The sequence below is a fragment of the Pantoea cypripedii genome (assembly GCF_011395035.1).
Taxonomy (GTDB): domain Bacteria; phylum Pseudomonadota; class Gammaproteobacteria; order Enterobacterales; family Enterobacteriaceae; genus Pantoea; species Pantoea cypripedii_A.
Window position 1 is genome coordinate 1,450,178 of the sequence record NZ_CP024768.1, and the last position, 15,430, is coordinate 1,465,607.

12 protein-coding genes are annotated in these 15,430 nt (G+C 53.3%); 9 read left to right on the top strand and 3 right to left on the bottom strand.

What is annotated here, in order from left to right; translation table 11 throughout:
* Positions 1-4: 4 nt before the first annotated feature.
* Together CUN67_RS06680 and ssuE are read right to left on the bottom strand one after the other, a co-directional pair.
* Positions 5-961 carry a sulfonate ABC transporter substrate-binding protein gene (locus CUN67_RS06680; RefSeq protein ID WP_208714533.1) on the bottom strand — a complete coding sequence of 319 codons (957 nt, stop codon included), beginning with the start codon at positions 959-961 and terminating at the stop codon, positions 5-7.
* 12 nt (positions 962-973) lie between these two features.
* Positions 974-1,525: an NADPH-dependent FMN reductase gene (gene ssuE, locus CUN67_RS06685; RefSeq protein WP_208714534.1), complete on the bottom strand. Its 552-nt coding sequence runs from the start codon at positions 1,523-1,525 to the stop codon at positions 974-976.
* A 749-nt stretch (positions 1,526-2,274) separates the two neighbouring features.
* On the opposite strand from ssuE, the gene CUN67_RS06690 reads away from it, so the two are divergent.
* From CUN67_RS06690 to CUN67_RS06705, 4 genes are all read left to right on the top strand, one after another.
* Positions 2,275-3,282, top strand: coding sequence for a glycosyltransferase family 2 protein (locus tag CUN67_RS06690; RefSeq protein WP_208714535.1), 1,008 nt, complete (start codon positions 2,275-2,277; stop codon positions 3,280-3,282).
* Between the two features lie 58 nt (positions 3,283-3,340).
* The gene (locus tag CUN67_RS06695; protein WP_208714536.1) at positions 3,341-4,642 is read left to right on the top strand and encodes a flippase; all 1,302 of its coding nucleotides are present in this window, start codon (positions 3,341-3,343) and stop codon (positions 4,640-4,642) included.
* Positions 4,643-4,776: 134 nt separating this feature from the next.
* Positions 4,777-5,787: a quinone-dependent dihydroorotate dehydrogenase gene (gene pyrD / locus CUN67_RS06700; RefSeq protein ID WP_208714537.1), complete on the top strand. Its 1,011-nt coding sequence runs from the start codon at positions 4,777-4,779 to the stop codon at positions 5,785-5,787.
* Positions 5,788-5,941: 154 nt separating this feature from the next.
* Positions 5,942-6,484, top strand: a complete 543-nt coding sequence (locus CUN67_RS06705) for a cell division protein ZapC (protein WP_208714538.1) — start codon at positions 5,942-5,944, stop codon at positions 6,482-6,484.
* 4 nt (positions 6,485-6,488) lie between these two features.
* Here CUN67_RS06705 and CUN67_RS06710 read toward each other — a convergent pair whose 3' ends face one another.
* On the bottom strand, positions 6,489-7,598 hold the full coding sequence (locus CUN67_RS06710; protein ID WP_208714539.1) for a YcbX family protein: 1,110 nt from the start codon (positions 7,596-7,598) through the stop codon (positions 6,489-6,491).
* A gap of 109 nt (positions 7,599-7,707) precedes the next feature.
* Here CUN67_RS06710 and rlmKL point away from each other — a divergent pair, with 109 nt between their 5' ends.
* The 5 genes from rlmKL to pqiC are packed head-to-tail and all read left to right on the top strand — an operon-like array spanning position 7,708 to position 15,223.
* Positions 7,708-9,822: a bifunctional 23S rRNA (guanine(2069)-N(7))-methyltransferase RlmK/23S rRNA (guanine(2445)-N(2))-methyltransferase RlmL gene (gene rlmKL / locus CUN67_RS06715; RefSeq protein ID WP_208714540.1), complete on the top strand. Its 2,115-nt coding sequence runs from the start codon at positions 7,708-7,710 to the stop codon at positions 9,820-9,822.
* A gap of 5 nt (positions 9,823-9,827) precedes the next feature.
* On the top strand, positions 9,828-11,744 hold the full coding sequence (locus CUN67_RS06720; RefSeq protein ID WP_208714541.1) for an ABC transporter ATP-binding protein: 1,917 nt from the start codon (positions 9,828-9,830) through the stop codon (positions 11,742-11,744).
* Between the two features lie 17 nt (positions 11,745-11,761).
* Complete coding sequence (gene pqiA, locus CUN67_RS06725; protein WP_208717088.1) at positions 11,762-13,045, top strand: membrane integrity-associated transporter subunit PqiA; 1,284 nt, start codon at positions 11,762-11,764, stop codon at positions 13,043-13,045.
* Positions 13,017-14,660 carry an intermembrane transport protein PqiB gene (gene pqiB / locus CUN67_RS06730; RefSeq protein WP_208714542.1) on the top strand — a complete coding sequence of 548 codons (1,644 nt, stop codon included), beginning with the start codon at positions 13,017-13,019 and terminating at the stop codon, positions 14,658-14,660. Before pqiA ends, pqiB begins: the two co-directional genes overlap by 29 nt.
* A complete protein-coding gene (gene pqiC, locus CUN67_RS06735; RefSeq protein WP_208714543.1) occupies positions 14,657-15,223 on the top strand; it encodes a membrane integrity-associated transporter subunit PqiC in 567 nt (188 codons plus the stop codon). The genes pqiB and pqiC overlap by 4 nt, the downstream gene beginning before the upstream one ends.
* The last annotated feature ends 207 nt before the right edge of the window (positions 15,224-15,430 follow it).

A 15,430-nucleotide genomic window follows, 5' to 3' on the forward strand; every position in this document is an offset into this window, starting at 1 on the left:
CTCCTTAAGGCTGGGCGGACTGTGGTTGCCAGATGCGATCGGCGATGTTGACTTTTACCGGCATCAAATGATTGGCATAAAACAGGTCAGCGGTTTGCTGTTGGGCCTGCGCCGTATGGGCGCTGACCGGCGTAATGGTGGTGGGTGGACGATGATCGAGATAGCTGGCAATGACCGGCCTGGACAAACCCATCGCCTGCGCCAGCAGGTCAATACTTTGATCGCGCTGGCTACGCGTCAGGGCATCGGCGTCACTGAAGGTTTGCAGCACCTGCTGCACAAAATTGCCATTAGCTTCGGTAAATTTACGGGTAGCGAGATAGAACGAGCCGGTTTGATTCAGCTTGCTGCCATCCGCCAGCACGCGCACATTGCCCTGCAGTAGCGCGGCAGAGTAATAGGGATCCCAGATTGCCCAGGCATCGACATCCCCCTGCTGAAAAGCGGCGCGCGCATCAGCGGGCGTCAGATAAGCAGGCTGGATATCTTTAAAGCTCAGACCGGCCTGCGCCAGCGCACGTAATAAAAGATTGTGCGAGCTGGAGCCTTTCTGAAACGCCACCTTATGACCTTTCAAGTCGGCCACGCTGTGGATCGGGCTATCTTTTGGCACCAGAATCACCTCGGCTTTTGGCTTCGGCGGTTCCGCACCGACATACAGCAAATCAGCACCTGCCGCCTGGGCAAAAATCGGCGGGATATCGCCGGTGCTGCCAAGGTCAATACTGCCGACATTCAATGCTTCCAGCATTTGCGGACCAGCAGGAAACTCAATCCATTGAATCTGCGTGTGTGGAAAACGTTGTTCCAGCAGCTGGTGTGACTTAGCCAGCACCATGCTGACCGAACCTTTTTGATAACCGATACGAAACTGTGCAGGTGCCTGCGCGGCATGCACGCTGAGATTCAGCGTCAGCACCGTTGCAAGGGCAGCCAGCCAGCGCGATAGCGTCCGTTTCATCACGATCTTCCTTTATACGGCTTTAGCGTAGAGTTGATGGCGGCGGTGTAACGCATACCAGAAGGTATCCAGCGCTTCATCAATGCGCGCGGCCAGCAACTGATCCAGTTCTGGCTGGCGGTCATAATGGCTAATCTGGCTATCGTCGGCGAAGACACCGTGCAGCACTTCCTGGGCTTTCAGGGCGTTCAGCACCGGTTTCAGGGCGTAATCCACCGCCAGCATATGTGCCACGCTACCGCCGCTTGCCAGGGGTAACACTACTTTGTGCTCCAGCGCACGCTCTGGCAGCAGGTCGAGCAGCGTCTTCAGTGCTCCCGAAAAGGAGGCTTTATAAATCGGTGTGGCGACGATCAGGCCATCGGCACTGGCCAAATCCTCTTTTAATGCCTGAAGCGCCGGAGAATCGAAACGCGCATAGAGCAGATCTTCCGGTTGAAAGTTGTGAATATTCCAGGGGATCACTTCGACACCGCGCGCTTCCAGTGCGTGCTGGCACAGGCTCAGCAACGCGGTGGAACGGGAAGGAAATCGTGGGCTGCCTGCCAGCGTAATAACCCGCATAGTCACTCCTTATAACTGAAAGTTATTGATTATCTGATATTGAGAACCGATGGCTTAATCCTGACAGAGCGGGGGGCGGGGCTTAAATGATTTATCCGGCAATGTTAAGCCGGAATCTGCAAATGGGTGGGGCCGTCAATAATAAGATGGCAGGGGGAGGGTTACGACTAATCCGAAAAGCCGGATGTCACAAAATAGAAATGATTTATTCCCTTTATGCAATAAAAGATGCGCAGGTGATTTTATTAGTATGTGGAAGGATAAAAAATGTATCTGCGCAATCCAGATCAGATGTCAGTACCATACCGGAATGAAGAGAGACAATGTTAATATACGGGCGATAATTCCCCGTAAAAACAATCATCAAACCGGTGGCGTCTGCGCTGCAGTTATGTCCATTTGTATCCTGTGGTATCAAATTTATTATTTTTTCAGCGTGCAGGAGAAAGCCATGCTGGCCAGTTTTTTACGTATACTCGTCTTAAATTACAAATGGTAAAATTCAGGCGTGAGCCGGAAAATAAACCACAACTCAACAGAGTAAAAATAAAGAAACCATTCTTCACGATCAATAATATTTTTATCTGGTGTTGTCAGTCGAGGTTAAAAAAACAAAACTGTCAAAACGACAACACGCTGATTAAGCTAACGCTAAATGATTTTTTTGATGATGCATTCCGTGCGTTCTGGCGCACATGGATGTGATTGCTGTTTTTCTTTTTACCAGGTTGTCAAAAAAGAGAGTGCTTATGTCAGAGAAACTACTTTCCGTTATCATTCCGGCTTATAACGTAGAAAAATATATTGTTGAATGTGTGGATTCACTATTGCAGCAAATATCCGCACCCAATGAGATCATTATCATTAACGACAGTTCTACTGATGACACCTTGTATCTTCTTAACCAACATTACGCCAACCTGCCACAGGTGCAGATCATTACCGTGCCCAATGGGGGAGCTGGGTCAGCGCGTGATAAAGGTGTTGAGCTGGCACAGGGGGAATATTTGTTCTTCTGTGACCCGGACGATCGCGTGGTGCAAGGGCTGGTCAACGAGTTACAGCAGGTGGTGCAAATGCATCCGCAGGTGGAGCTGTTCTGCTTTAATTCAGTGGCGTTCGACCATGACCAGCCCCAGCGCGTCGTGGCAAAAGTGAGACATGAACTGACCGGTCTGCAATCACCACTCCTTGTTTTTTCCTCTTTATTACGTAATGGTACTTATACTTCCGCCGCATGGAACTACCTGTTGAAACGCTCGGTGATCGATAAATATCAACTGCGTTTCCAGCACCGGGTGCATGAAGATCACTGTTTCAGTCTGGGTGCTTTTCTCAAAAGTCGTCACGCCTGGGTCAGCGAGAAAAGCTATTATCAGCAACGCGTTCGCCAGGGGTCATTAACCAATGGAGAGAAAAATAGTGATTATTTCCAGCAGCGTTACCATGCGTTTATGCAGGCATATCACGATCTCATGACCACGCTGGTAAAAAATAAATGGCGTAGTCAGTTACAAAAGGAATATTTGTTACATTCTTTCCGCTTAATGATTTACCTCTCGCTTTATAACCGCACGCCAGTGCCCTGTTACGTGATTAATGCTATTCGTTACCTGGGTCGTGAAATCAAACCCTCCGGTTTAAAGGAATGGTTGCTGCTGAATCAACCCGAACTTTTTATCCGCATGCAAAATTACAAAGTGATTAAAGAGTTGAAGAAAAACCGCCTTATTCCGAAAAGTGTTCCGGTGGTTTGATTGCATCAGGGATAAGTGCGAAAGTCATTACTGGTATGAGCATTAAGGTTGTTGCGTCATGGCAAAAACACTCGATAAGAGTTTAGTGATTAATATTTTATCTTTGCTGGCCTATCGGGGAGCGTCATTTCTCTTTCCTTTAGTCACCTTACCCTATCTGGCGCGGATACTCGGCGTCAACCAAATGGGGGTACTGGCGTTGGCCATCGCCTGCGTGCTTTATTGCAGCACCATCTCTGACTGGGGTTTTAACGTTTATACCACCAGGGACATTGCTCACCACCGTGAGGATAAAGTCCGGGTGACGCAGATATTCTGGTCAACCTTCAATGCTAAATTGATGCTGATGCTTCCAACCAGCGGTGTGCTGTTACTCGCCACCTGGTTAAATCCGTCCTGGCACTACCTGTTCTGGATAGTACTGGCGAACTGTACCACGCTGCTGGGATCGTTGTTCTCCTTTGGCTGGCTGATGCAGGGCTTTGAGAAGCTCGGTAAAACGGCCGTCATTGCCACCTTCGGCAATTTCTGCGCCATCCCACTGACGTTTCTGCTGGTGAGAACGCCGAATGATACCTGGCTGGCGGCGATGATTCCGGGTGTGGTGTCGCTTATCAGCGCGCTGATTACCCTGCGGTTTGTGCTGAAGATGAAGGTGATTGGTCGCTACCGCTTCGAACCCAGTGAAATCATGCAGCGTCTGAAAGACAGCGTGCACGTATTTATCGCTATCGCCGGTGCTAACCTGTTTAACAGCGTCAACGTGGTGATTCTGGCCGCCTTTACCTCGCATTATGCCATCGGGATCTATAACGGGGCCGACCGTCTGCGTAAGGCTGCCAACTCGGTGCCGGAACAGATTGGCAACGCGTTTTTTCCGCGCGTCAGTTATCTGTTTGCGCGTGATAAAGCAGCGGCCATTGCGGCAACGCGTAAGAGCTTGCTGATCTCGTTTCTGCTCAGCTTCGGTATTGTGATCTTCACGTATTTCTTCGCTGATGAAGTGGTGCGTATTCTGCTCGGCCCGCAATTTGTCGCCTCGGCTGACGTGTTACGCGTATTTGTGCTGTGTTTCCTGTTTGGCAACATTGCTTACCCGGCAGGTTTGCAGGTGTTGATCCCGCATGGCCTGGCGCGTCAGCGCATGCTGGTGATGCTCGGTCCGGGCGTCATTAATATTCCGGTCTGTGCCTTCCTGGCCTGGAAATACGGTGCCATTGGCGCGGCATGGTCGATGGTGATTGCTGAATTCCTCGTCTGTGTCGGGATTTTCTGGGTGATGGCACGCCACGGTATTCTGCGTGAGTATCTGCGTAATCCCTCTTCCACCACCACGCCGATTAAAGACGCCGCAAGCTAATGATGATGCAGGTCAATTCGGCCTGCGTTTCCTCGCACCGCAATTTACTTTTGTGCCAGAGGCCATTACCATTCTGGCGCACAATTTCCCGTGCACCCCGACTTTCACGAAGCTTCCGCCATTCAGGAGAGTGCATGTTATATCCTATCGTCCGGCCGGCGCTGTTTAAGCTCGATCCAGAGCGTGCGCACGAACTCACCTTGCATCAACTGCGTTTTATCAGCGGCACCCCGCTGGAAGGATTTATCCGCCAGTCGTTACCCGCGCGTCCGGTAAACTGCATGGGGCTGACGTTTCCTAATGCCCTGGGACTGGCAGCCGGCCTCGACAAAAATGCAGAATGTATTAATGCCTTTGGTGCGATGGGTTTTGGTTTTGTCGAAGTGGGCACCGTCACGCCACGCCCGCAACCGGGTAATGATAAGCCGCGTATGTTCCGCCTGGTGGAAGCGGAAGGCATTATCAACCGTATGGGATTTAATAATCTGGGTGTCGATCACCTGGTGGAGAACGTTAAAAAGGCGCATTTTAAAGGAATCCTTGGTATCAATATTGGCAAAAATAAAGATACGCCGGTCGAGCAGGGGAAAGATGATTATCTGACCTGTATGGAAAAGGTGTATGCCCATGCCGGTTATATTGCCATCAATATTTCCTCACCGAACACCCCAGGATTACGCACCTTACAATATGGTGAAGCGCTGGATGATCTGCTGGCAGCCATCAAATTAAAACAAAAAGAGTTGCAGGAACGGCACCTTAAATATGTTCCCGTGGCAGTGAAGATCGCGCCGGATCTTTCTGAAGAAGAGTTGCTGCAGATTGCGGACAGTTTAGTTCGCCATGAAATTGATGGCGTGATCGCCACCAATACCACGCTGGATCGTTCGCTGGTCAGCGGTCTGAAATACGGCGAAGAAGCAGGTGGCTTAAGTGGCCGTCCGGTGCAGAATCGCAGCACCGAAATCATCCGCCGCCTGTCACAGGAGTTGCAGGGACGTCTGCCCATTATTGGTGTGGGGGGGATTGATTCGCTGGTGGCGGCACGGGAAAAAATTGCCGCAGGTGCCACGCTGGTCCAGATATACTCCGGATTTATATATAAAGGACCTGGCTTAATTAAAGATATCGTGACCCATCTCTAAGACATTTCCCACATTCCCGCGCCAGGGGGTTTATTTATCCCTCTGGCTCGTTTATATTTTGTCCTGCTGGTGACTTTTTCAGCTTTTTCCGTAGCGTTATTTTCCTTTTGCTGTGAAGCGTAATTTTGCGCAGCGATAAACCACAGGGCACATCATGAAAATCAAACCCGATGACAACTGGCGTTGGTATTTTGACGCGGAGCATGACCGGATGATGCTTGATCTGGCTGATGGCATGTTATTTCGCTCGCGCTTCTCACGCAAAATGCTTACTCCGGATGCCTTTAGTGAAAGCGGTTTTTGCGTTGATGACGCCGCGCTTTATTTTACCTTTGAAGAACGTTGTCGCCAGAGTGGATTAAAAAGCGATCAACGCGCTGAGCTGGTATTAAATGCGCTGGTCGCCAGCCGTTTCCTCAAACCACTGATGCCGAAAAGCTGGCACTTCACCAGCCATGCCCACAGCTGGCAACCGGTCGCGGGTGATATGGTGGCGGTGACCCTGGCAGATAGCGGCGAACAGGCGCAATTGCTGGTGGTTGAAAGCGGAGAAAATGCCGCGCTTTGTTTGCTGGCACAATATGCGCTGACCGTAGCAGGTAAAGGAATGGTGCTGGGGGATGCGATCAAAGTGATGAACGATCGTCTGCAACCTTGTCAGCCCGAATCTTCCGCCCAGTTTGCCCGGGCGGTATAACGCGTTACGCCAGCTCGATATCGCCAGCCGGAATACAACTACAGCTCAGGATGGTGCCATCCTGGCGTACTGCGCTTTTCTTTAAGGCTTTCACTTCACCTGATATCAGCGTCATCTTACAACTGCCACAGATACCCGCGCGGCAGGAGTAGGGGATGCGAAACCCCTGCATTTCAAGCTGCTCCAGCAGTACCTGCTGATTATCCCCGGTAAATTCGCTTCCCTGATAGCCGATAGTGACATTGCTCAGGCTACTGCTGGCGGGGGCCAGGGTTTCCACAACCTGACCGGCACCGTAGGCACGCGCGGGTTGTTTTTCGACGATCGTGACCTGATCGCCCACGCGGATCACCCCACTGTTCAGGGCGATCAGGTTCAGGCCAAAATCAATATCGCCACTGCCATCCTGGGCGCTACGGAAGCGTTGCAGCGTGGCCAGCGGTTCACCCTGCGGATGTTTCTGCCCGCTTTCCGTGCCGACGGTGGTAAACACGCAGCGGCTACAGGGCTTCGGCATTTCGAAGGTAATATCGCCAATGGTTAATGTCTTCCAGCTGTCTTCTTCCCATGCCTGCGCACCGCTGACCACCAGGTTTGGGCGGAACTGTTCGACGCGCACGCTGGCGGGGCAACGTTGTTGCAGATCCTGCAAGGACGCCATATTGACCAGCAGGTAAGGAAAACCATCGGCGAAACCGAGCGGCACCTGATCAAAACGTTTAACCCGACGGGTCGGCTGCGATCCGGTCCAGCGCAGTTGTACCGGGCGAGGAAAAAAGCCACTCAGCCATTGGTTGATCGCGGCCGGTGCGATCTGTGAGGTGAAGTGGTTACCCCAGACTTCGGTGGGGGCGTCAACGGCAGCAAAATCAGCAAAACGGATTAATGCCTGGCTGCCGTCCGGTGCCTGCAAAAACAGGCCATCAGGCAGCAGCGCCGGGGTGAAGCGCACCATTTCGGGATACTGCCGGGCAGTGATAAAAGTGCCATCGGTTTCGGTAACCATAAAGATGCGGTCGAAGGCCAGGCCACTCTCCAGCACCTGGGCATGCGACAGTTGCAGGCCGCGCATCGATTTTACCGGATGGATAAACAGACGGGACAACGTAATCATCACCACTCCCTGAAAGCCGTCATACAGGACAAAAAGAAGCTAACTTTATGACATAGGACGCTGATTCGCTATAATGCGCAACAATTTTATCAGGAGTAGAAGTGACGATATGAATTCTCTGTTTGCCAGTACGGCGCGCGGGCTTGAAGAACTGCTTAAAACTGAGCTGGACGCGCTGGGTGCGCAGGATTTGCAGGTGGTGCAGGGCGGTGTCCATTTTGAGGCCGACGACCGCGTGATGTACCAAAGCCTGCTGTGGAGCCGCCTGGCTTCACGTATTTTACTGCCGCTGGGAGAATTCGGCGTCTGGAGCGATCTCGATCTTTACGTCGGCGCCCAGAGCATTCCGTGGTGCGACATCTTTGACAGCGATACCAGTTTCGCCATCCATTTCAGCGGCACCAACGAGGTGATCCGTAATAGTCAGTTTGGTGCGCTGCGTATTAAAGATGCCATCGTGGACAGCTTCACCCGCCAGAATTTGCCGCGTCCGAATGTTGATCGCGAGCAGCCAGGGATTCGTATTAACGCCTGGCTGAATAAAGATCGCGTCAGCATTGCACTGGATCTCAGTGGCGATGCCCTGCATCAGCGTGGTTATCGCCAGCAAACCGGCCAGGCGCCGCTGAAAGAGAATCTGGCGGCGGCGATTGTGCTGCGTTCTGGCTGGCAAAATGGCACCCCGCTTGTCGACCCGATGTGTGGTTCCGGTACCTTGTTGATTGAAGCGGCATTGATCGCCTGCGATCGCGCACCTGGCCTGCTGCGTTCACGCTGGGGCTTTAACCGCTGGAAAAAACACAATCAAACGCTATGGCAGGAATTGCGTAGCGAAGCGATGCAACGTGCGCGTCTGGGAACGGAAGCGACCAGCGCCCGTTTCTTTGGCTACGATAACGACGGCCGCGTGCTGGAGTGGGCGCGGGCCAATGCGCGCCGCGCAGGTGTGGCCGATCTCTTTACCTTTGCCCAGCAGGACGTGCTGAAGCTGCAAAATCCGCTGTCTGGCGATGTGACTGGCACGGTGCTGAGTAACCCGCCGTATGGCGAGCGTCTGGAAAGCGAGCCTGCGCTGATTGCGCTGCACAGCCAGCTGGGCCGCATCATGAAGCAGCAGTTTGGCGGCTGGAATCTGTCGTTGTTCAGTGCCTCACCAGAGCTGCTCAGTTGTCTGTCGCTGCGTGCCGATCGTCAGTTCAAAGCGAAAAACGGTCCGCTGGAATGTGTGCAGAAAAATTATCAACTGGCTGCCAGCAGTGGCGAAGGCGCAGCACAGATTGCAGATGACTACGCCAACCGCCTGCGCAAGAATCTGAAAAAACTGGAGAAGTGGGCGCGTCAGTCCAATATTGATTGCTATCGCCTGTACGATGCTGATCTGCCGGAATATAACGTTGCGGTGGATCGCTACGGCGAGTGGGTGGTGATTCAGGAATATGCGCCGCCGAAAACGGTTGATGCGAACAAAGCGCGTCAGCGCCTGTTCGATGTAATCAGCGCCACGCTCAGCGTGCTGGAGATTCCGGCAAATCGTCTGGTGCTGAAAACCCGCGAACGTCAGAAAGGCAAAAATCAGTATCAGAAACTGGGTGAGAAGGGCGACTTCTTCGAAGTGCAGGAATTTAACGCGCGCTTCCTGGTTAACCTGACGGATTACCTCGATACGGGTCTGTTCCTCGATCACCGTATCGCTCGTCAGATGCTGGGCAAAATGAGCCAGGGTAAAGATTTCCTCAATCTGTTCTCCTACACCGGAAGCGCCAGTGTACATGCCGGTCTGGGGGGGGCAAAATCCACTACCACGGTGGATATGTCCCGTACCTATCTGGAGTGGGCTGAGCGCAATTTGCGGCTCAACGGCCTGACGGGGCGTCAGCACCGTCTGATGCAGGCGGATTGCCTGAGCTGGCTGCGCGAAAGCGACGAACAGTTTGACCTGATCTTTATTGATCCGCCCACTTTCTCCAACTCGAAACGGATGGAAGACGATTTTGACGTGCAGCGCGATCATTTGATGTTGATGCAGAACCTGAAGCGTTTGCTGCGTCGCGGCGGTACCATTATGTTTTCTAACAACAAGCGTGGCTTCAAAATGGATCTCGACGGGTTGCAACGTCTGGGCTTACAGGCTCAGGATATTACCCAAAAAACCCAATCGCAGGATTTTGCCCGCAACCGTCACATACACAACTGCTGGCTGGTAAGCCACGCCGGTAAGGAATAAGTTTTATGTCACTGATCAGTATCCATGGCGCTTACCTTTCATTCAGCGATGCGCCGCTGTTGGATAATACCGAACTGCACATTGAAGAAGGTGAGCGCGTCTGTCTGGTGGGGCGCAACGGCGCCGGTAAATCCACGCTGATGAAAATCATCAACGGTGAACAACCGCTGGATGATGGCCGCATTATTTATGAAACCGACCTGGTGGTGGCGCGTTTGCAACAGGATCCGCCGCGCAATATTACCGGCTCGGTATATGACTTTGTCGCAGAAGGGGTGGAAGAACAGGCCGAGCATCTGAAGGCTTACCACGCCATTTCCCATGTTGTGATGGAAGATCCCAGCGAGAAAAACCTCAACGAGATGGCGCGTTTGCAGGGCATTCTTGACCACCAGAACCTGTGGCAGCTGGAAAGCCGTATCAACGATGTGCTGGAAAAAATTGGTTTGCAGGCCGATACCGAACTGTCGTCGCTGTCCGGCGGCTGGCTGCGTAAAGCGGCGCTGGGTCGCGCGCTGGTCAGCAACCCGCGCGTACTGATGCTGGATGAACCCACCAACCACCTCGATATTGAAACCATCGACTGGCTGGAAGGCTTCCTCAAAACCTTCACCGGCAGCATCGTGTTTATTTCGCATGACCGTTCCTTCATTCGTAACATGGCGACGCGCATTGTCGATCTTGACCGTGGCAAGCTGGTTTCGTGGCCGGGAGATTACGATCAGTATCTGCTGGGCAAAGAAGAAGCGTTGCGCGTGGAAGAAATGCAAAACGCCGAATTTGACCGCAAACTGGCGCAGGAAGAAGTGTGGATCCGTCAGGGCATCAAAGCGCGTCGTACCCGTAACGAAGGCCGTGTACGCGCCCTGAAAGCGTTGCGTCGTGAGCGTTCCGAGCGTCGTGATGTGATGGGCAAAGCCAATATGCAGGTGGGTGAAGCCTCGCGTTCCGGCAAAATTGTCTTCGAACTGGAAAATGTCGATTACGCGGTCGATGGCAAAGTGCTGGTGAAGGATTTCTCTTCGCAGGTGCAGCGTGGCGACAAGATTGCGCTGATTGGCCCTAACGGCTGTGGCAAAACCACGCTGCTGCGCCTGATGCTGCAACAACTGAAAGCAGACAGTGGTCGCGTGCATTCAGGTACCAAGCTGGAAGTGGCCTACTTCGACCAGCACCGCGCGGAACTCGATCCGGACCGGACCGTGATGGATAACCTGGCAGAAGGCAAGCAGGAAGTGCTGGTGAACGGCAAGCCGCGCCATGTGCTGGGTTATTTGCAGGACTTCCTGTTCCACCCGAAACGCGCCATGACACCGGTTCGTGCGCTGTCGGGCGGTGAACGTAACCGCCTGCTGCTGGCTCGGCTGTTCCTCAAGCCCAGTAACCTGATGATTCTCGATGAACCGACCAACGACCTCGATGTGGAAACGCTGGAGTTGCTGGAAGAGTTGATTGACGGCTATCAGGGCACCGTACTGCTGGTCAGCCACGATCGTCAGTTCGTGGATAACACGGTCACTGAATGCTGGATCTTTGAAGGTAACGGTGAGATTGGTGCCTTTGTGGGCGGTTATCATGATGCCCAGCAACAGCGTGCGGCCTATAAGCAGCAGAAAAGCGCGCCGGTGGCGAAAACCACTGCGTCAGCCGAAAAATCCGCTGAGAAAAATGAGGCCAACAAACGTGGTTCAGGCAAGCTAAGCTTTAACCTGACGCGTGAGCTGGAGCAGTTACCGCAAAAACTGGAACAGCTGGAAACGCGTATTGGCGAGTTGCAGGCGCAGATGAGTCATCCGGATTTCTTCAGCCAGCCACATGACAAAACGCAGCCGGTGCTGGATGCGCTGGCGCAGACCGAGCAGGAACTGGAAACGGCGTTTGAACGCTGGGAAGAACTGGAAGCGCTGAAAAACGGCGCTTAATGCAGAAGGAAACCGGCATGTGTGCAGCGGATGATGCGCAGTCGTGGATACTCTGTCCACAGTGCGATTTAACGGTAAAACTGCCCGTTGTCCCGGTTGGCAGCCGGGCGCGTTGCCCGCGCTGCCACACCACATTAACGGCTAACTGGCATGAGCCGCGTAAGCGGCCTACCGGCTATGCGATCGCGGCTTTGTTTATGCTGGTGCTGGCCAATCTGTTTCCTTTCGTCAACATGCATGTTGCTGGCCTGAGCAGTGAAATCTCACTGCCGGAAATTCCGAATGTCATGGTACGCGAGGACTACAGCAGTCTCGCGACCCTGTTCCTGTTGTTTGTGCAGGGCATTCCGGCGTTTTGCATGGTGACCATCATTCTGATGGTGAATAAGGTCAGGATGCCACACCACCTGCGGTTGGTGCTGGCGCGCATTTTGTTCCAGTTGCGTAACTGGGGCATGGCGGAAATCTTCATGGCGGGCGTGCTGGTCAGTTTTGTCAAACTGATGGCCTATGGCGAGATTGGTTTCGGCAGCAGTTTCTGGGCGTGGTGCCTGTTTTGCGTGCTGCAACTGCGCGCCTTCCAGTGCGTGGATCGGCGTTGGGTCTGGCAGCGTATCGCGCCGTTGCCTGCGTTACCGCACGCACCCAGGGCGGGTATCAGCGGTATCCAACAGGGGATGCGCCGCTGCCCGTGCTGTACTGCCATCATGCCCGTCGAACAAAAGGCGTGCAGCCGTTGTGGTGTGGTGGCTCATGCCCGACGGCCTCATAGCCTGCAATGGACGCTGGCGCTGCTGGTGACCTCCCTGATGTTGTACCTCCCATCAAATATTATGCCGATCATGGTGACGGAGACGTTGGGCACGGCGTATCCCTCCAACATCATGGCGGGGGTGATTTTGCTGTGGAGTGACGGATCCTGGCCGGTGGCGTTGGTGATTTTTATCGCCAGTATCATGGTGCCTTCGCTCAAAATGCTGGCAATTGGCTGGCTGTGCTGGGATGCCAGTGGACGCGGGCAGCATGACAGCGAGAAGATGCACCTGGTTTATGAGGTGGTGGAGTTTGTTGGCCGCTGGTCAATGATTGATGTGTTTGTTATTGCCGTTCTCTCCGCGCTGGTGCGCATGGGACGGTTGATGAGTGTTTACCCGGCGCCAGGCGCGCTGCTGTTTGCCATGGTGGTGATTCTCACCATGTTTGCAGCGCTGACTTTTGATCCGCGTCTGACCTGGGATCGTGTACGGAAAACCGAACGTAAGGAGCCGCGTCTTGACGGACAATCATCAGGGCATTGCTAACGTCGATCAGATTAAACGCTGGTCGCCGGTCTGGATTGTACCCATTGTCACGCTGTTAATCGGCGGATGGATTCTTTTTTATCACTTCAGCCATCAGGGGCCGGAAGTGACACTGATTACCGAAAATGCCGAAGGTATCGAAGCGGGTAAAACCACCATCAAGAGCCGCAGCGTGGATGTCGGTGTGGTGGAGAGCGCGGTACTGACGGACGATCTGCATCATGTGGAGATCAAAGCGCGGCTGAATTCAGGTATGGATAAACTGTTGCACGGCGACAGTGTGTTCTGGGTGGTTAAACCCCAGATTGGACGGGAAGGGATTACCGGCCTCGGCACCCTGTTATCCGGTGCTTATATCGAGCTGCAGCCAGGCACGAAGGGAGATAAACCGGAAACGTATCAGCTGCTGGATGCGCCACCGCTGGCACCGCCGGATGCCAAAGGTATTCGCGTCACGCTGGACAGCAAAAAAGCCGGGCAGCTTAATCCGGGCGACCCGGTGCTGTTCCGTGGTTATCGTGTCGGTACAGTCGAAACCAGCACGTTCGACACGGAAAAACGCATGATGACTTATCAGCTGTTTATCTCCGCGCCTTATGATCGGCTGGTTACCACCAACGTGCGCTTCTGGAAGGACAGCGGAATCGCGGTGGATATGTCATCCTCCGGTATGCGCGTGGAAATGGGATCCCTCACGACCTTGTTCAGTGGTGGTGTTAGCTTTGACGTACCGGACGGCTGGGAGCTGGGGCAGGCGGCAGAGAATAAAGCGGAATATCATCTGTTCGACGATCAGCGCAGCATCCAGGATTCGCTGTATACCAACCATATCGATTTCCTGATGTTCTTTACCGATTCTATCCGTGGACTGCAAGCCGGTGCGCCGGTGGAATTCCGTGGCATTCGTCTCGGGACGGTGGCTGAAGTGCCTTATACCATTCCGGGTATCAACCAGGCGCTGAACACTGATTATCGTGTACCGGTGTTGATTCGTATCGAGCCAGATCGCTTTATCAGCCGCCTTGGTGGTGACTTCAATCTCGAACAGCACTTGCAGGATGGGAAAAAACGCGGTCTGCGTGCCACCCTGAAAACCGGCAATCTGTTGTCTGGTGCGTTGTATGTCGATCTGGATTTCTACGACAACGTTGCACCTTATCAGGGGCCGGACAAAGTGGCGGGTCTGGAAGTGATCCCGACGGTGAGCGGTGGTCTGAGCCAGATTCAGCAGAAACTGCTGGCTGCCCTCGACAAGATCAACAACCTGCCGCTCAATCCGATGATTAATGAGGCAACCGGCACCCTGAAGGAGAGCCAGCGCACGCTGCAGCAGTTGCAGAAAACGCTCAACAACCTCAATCAGATCACCGGCAGCCCGGCGATGAAGACGCTTCCGGCGGATATGCAGCAGACGCTGCGTGAACTGAATCGCAGTATGAAAGGGCTGCAACCGGGATCGCCTGCCTATAACAAGCTGGTGGGCGATATGCAGCGACTGGATCAGGTGCTGCGTGAATTGCAGCCGGTGCTGAAGACCTTGAATAGCAAAAGCAACGCGCTGGTGTTTGAAGCCAAACCGGGCCAGGATCCACAGCCGAAGAGGGCGAAACAGTGAAGAAAGGGCTGATGATTGGGGCGCTGCTGCTGCTGGCAGGTTGCAGCAGCACCATTGAAACCACTTACTATCAACTGCCTGCGGGTGCCAGTATGGCACCTGTCAGCACCGATGCCAGCAATGGGCAACCGATGCTTTGGGTGCAGCAGGTTAGCGTTCCGGATTATCTGGCGGGTAATGGCCTGGTGTACCAGACCAGTGACGTGAAATACGTTATTGCCGCTAATAATCTGTGGGCCAGTCCGCTCGATCAGCAATTACAGCAAACGCTGGTCAACAACCTGAGCCGTGCGTTACCGGGACGTCTGGTGTCCGGTACGCCATTGGGTGAAACGCATGACACGCTGACGGTGAACGTAACTGGTTTTCAGGGGCGCTACGATGGTAAGGCGATTGTGAGTGGTGAGTGGGTGCTGCAACATCAAGGGCGGCTTATCAAACACGGCTTTAATCTGACGTTGCCGCAAACTGAAGACGGTTACGATGCGCTGGTGCGCACTCTGGCACTCGGTTGGCAGCAGGTCGCTCAGCAAATTGCGAATAGTGCGATCACGCCAAATTAAGATTTGTTCGAAGCTTATGCTAAGTCCCTGATTTGTCATCATCGTGTGGCAAAAACATCAGGGACTTTTTTATTGCCTAATCAGCCAGATAAGCGATTTTTCTGAAAATTTACCTCATTCTGTGATGTCGGTTTCAGGTCAAATTTATGACATTGGCGTGAATTTTGCGCATTGATCTTTTCCGCGGCTGGAGTTAGAACGTTAGAG

Coding starts and splice junctions, on each gene's coding strand:
- CUN67_RS06680 (WP_208714533.1), bottom strand. CDS start 961: ATGAAACGGACGCTATCGCGCTGGCTGGCTGCCCTTGCAACGGTGCTG.
- CUN67_RS06690 (WP_208714535.1), top strand. CDS start 2,275: ATGTCAGAGAAACTACTTTCCGTTATCATTCCGGCTTATAACGTAGAA.
- CUN67_RS06710 (WP_208714539.1), bottom strand. CDS start 7,598: ATGATTACGTTGTCCCGTCTGTTTATCCATCCGGTAAAATCGATGCGC.
- ssuE (WP_208714534.1), bottom strand. CDS start 1,525: ATGCGGGTTATTACGCTGGCAGGCAGCCCACGATTTCCTTCCCGTTCC.
- rlmKL (WP_208714540.1), top strand. CDS start 7,708: ATGAATTCTCTGTTTGCCAGTACGGCGCGCGGGCTTGAAGAACTGCTT.
- CUN67_RS06695 (WP_208714536.1), top strand. CDS start 3,341: ATGGCAAAAACACTCGATAAGAGTTTAGTGATTAATATTTTATCTTTG.
- pqiA (WP_208717088.1), top strand. CDS start 11,762: ATGTGTGCAGCGGATGATGCGCAGTCGTGGATACTCTGTCCACAGTGC.
- pyrD (WP_208714537.1), top strand. CDS start 4,777: ATGTTATATCCTATCGTCCGGCCGGCGCTGTTTAAGCTCGATCCAGAG.
- CUN67_RS06705 (WP_208714538.1), top strand. CDS start 5,942: ATGAAAATCAAACCCGATGACAACTGGCGTTGGTATTTTGACGCGGAG.
- CUN67_RS06720 (WP_208714541.1), top strand. CDS start 9,828: ATGTCACTGATCAGTATCCATGGCGCTTACCTTTCATTCAGCGATGCG.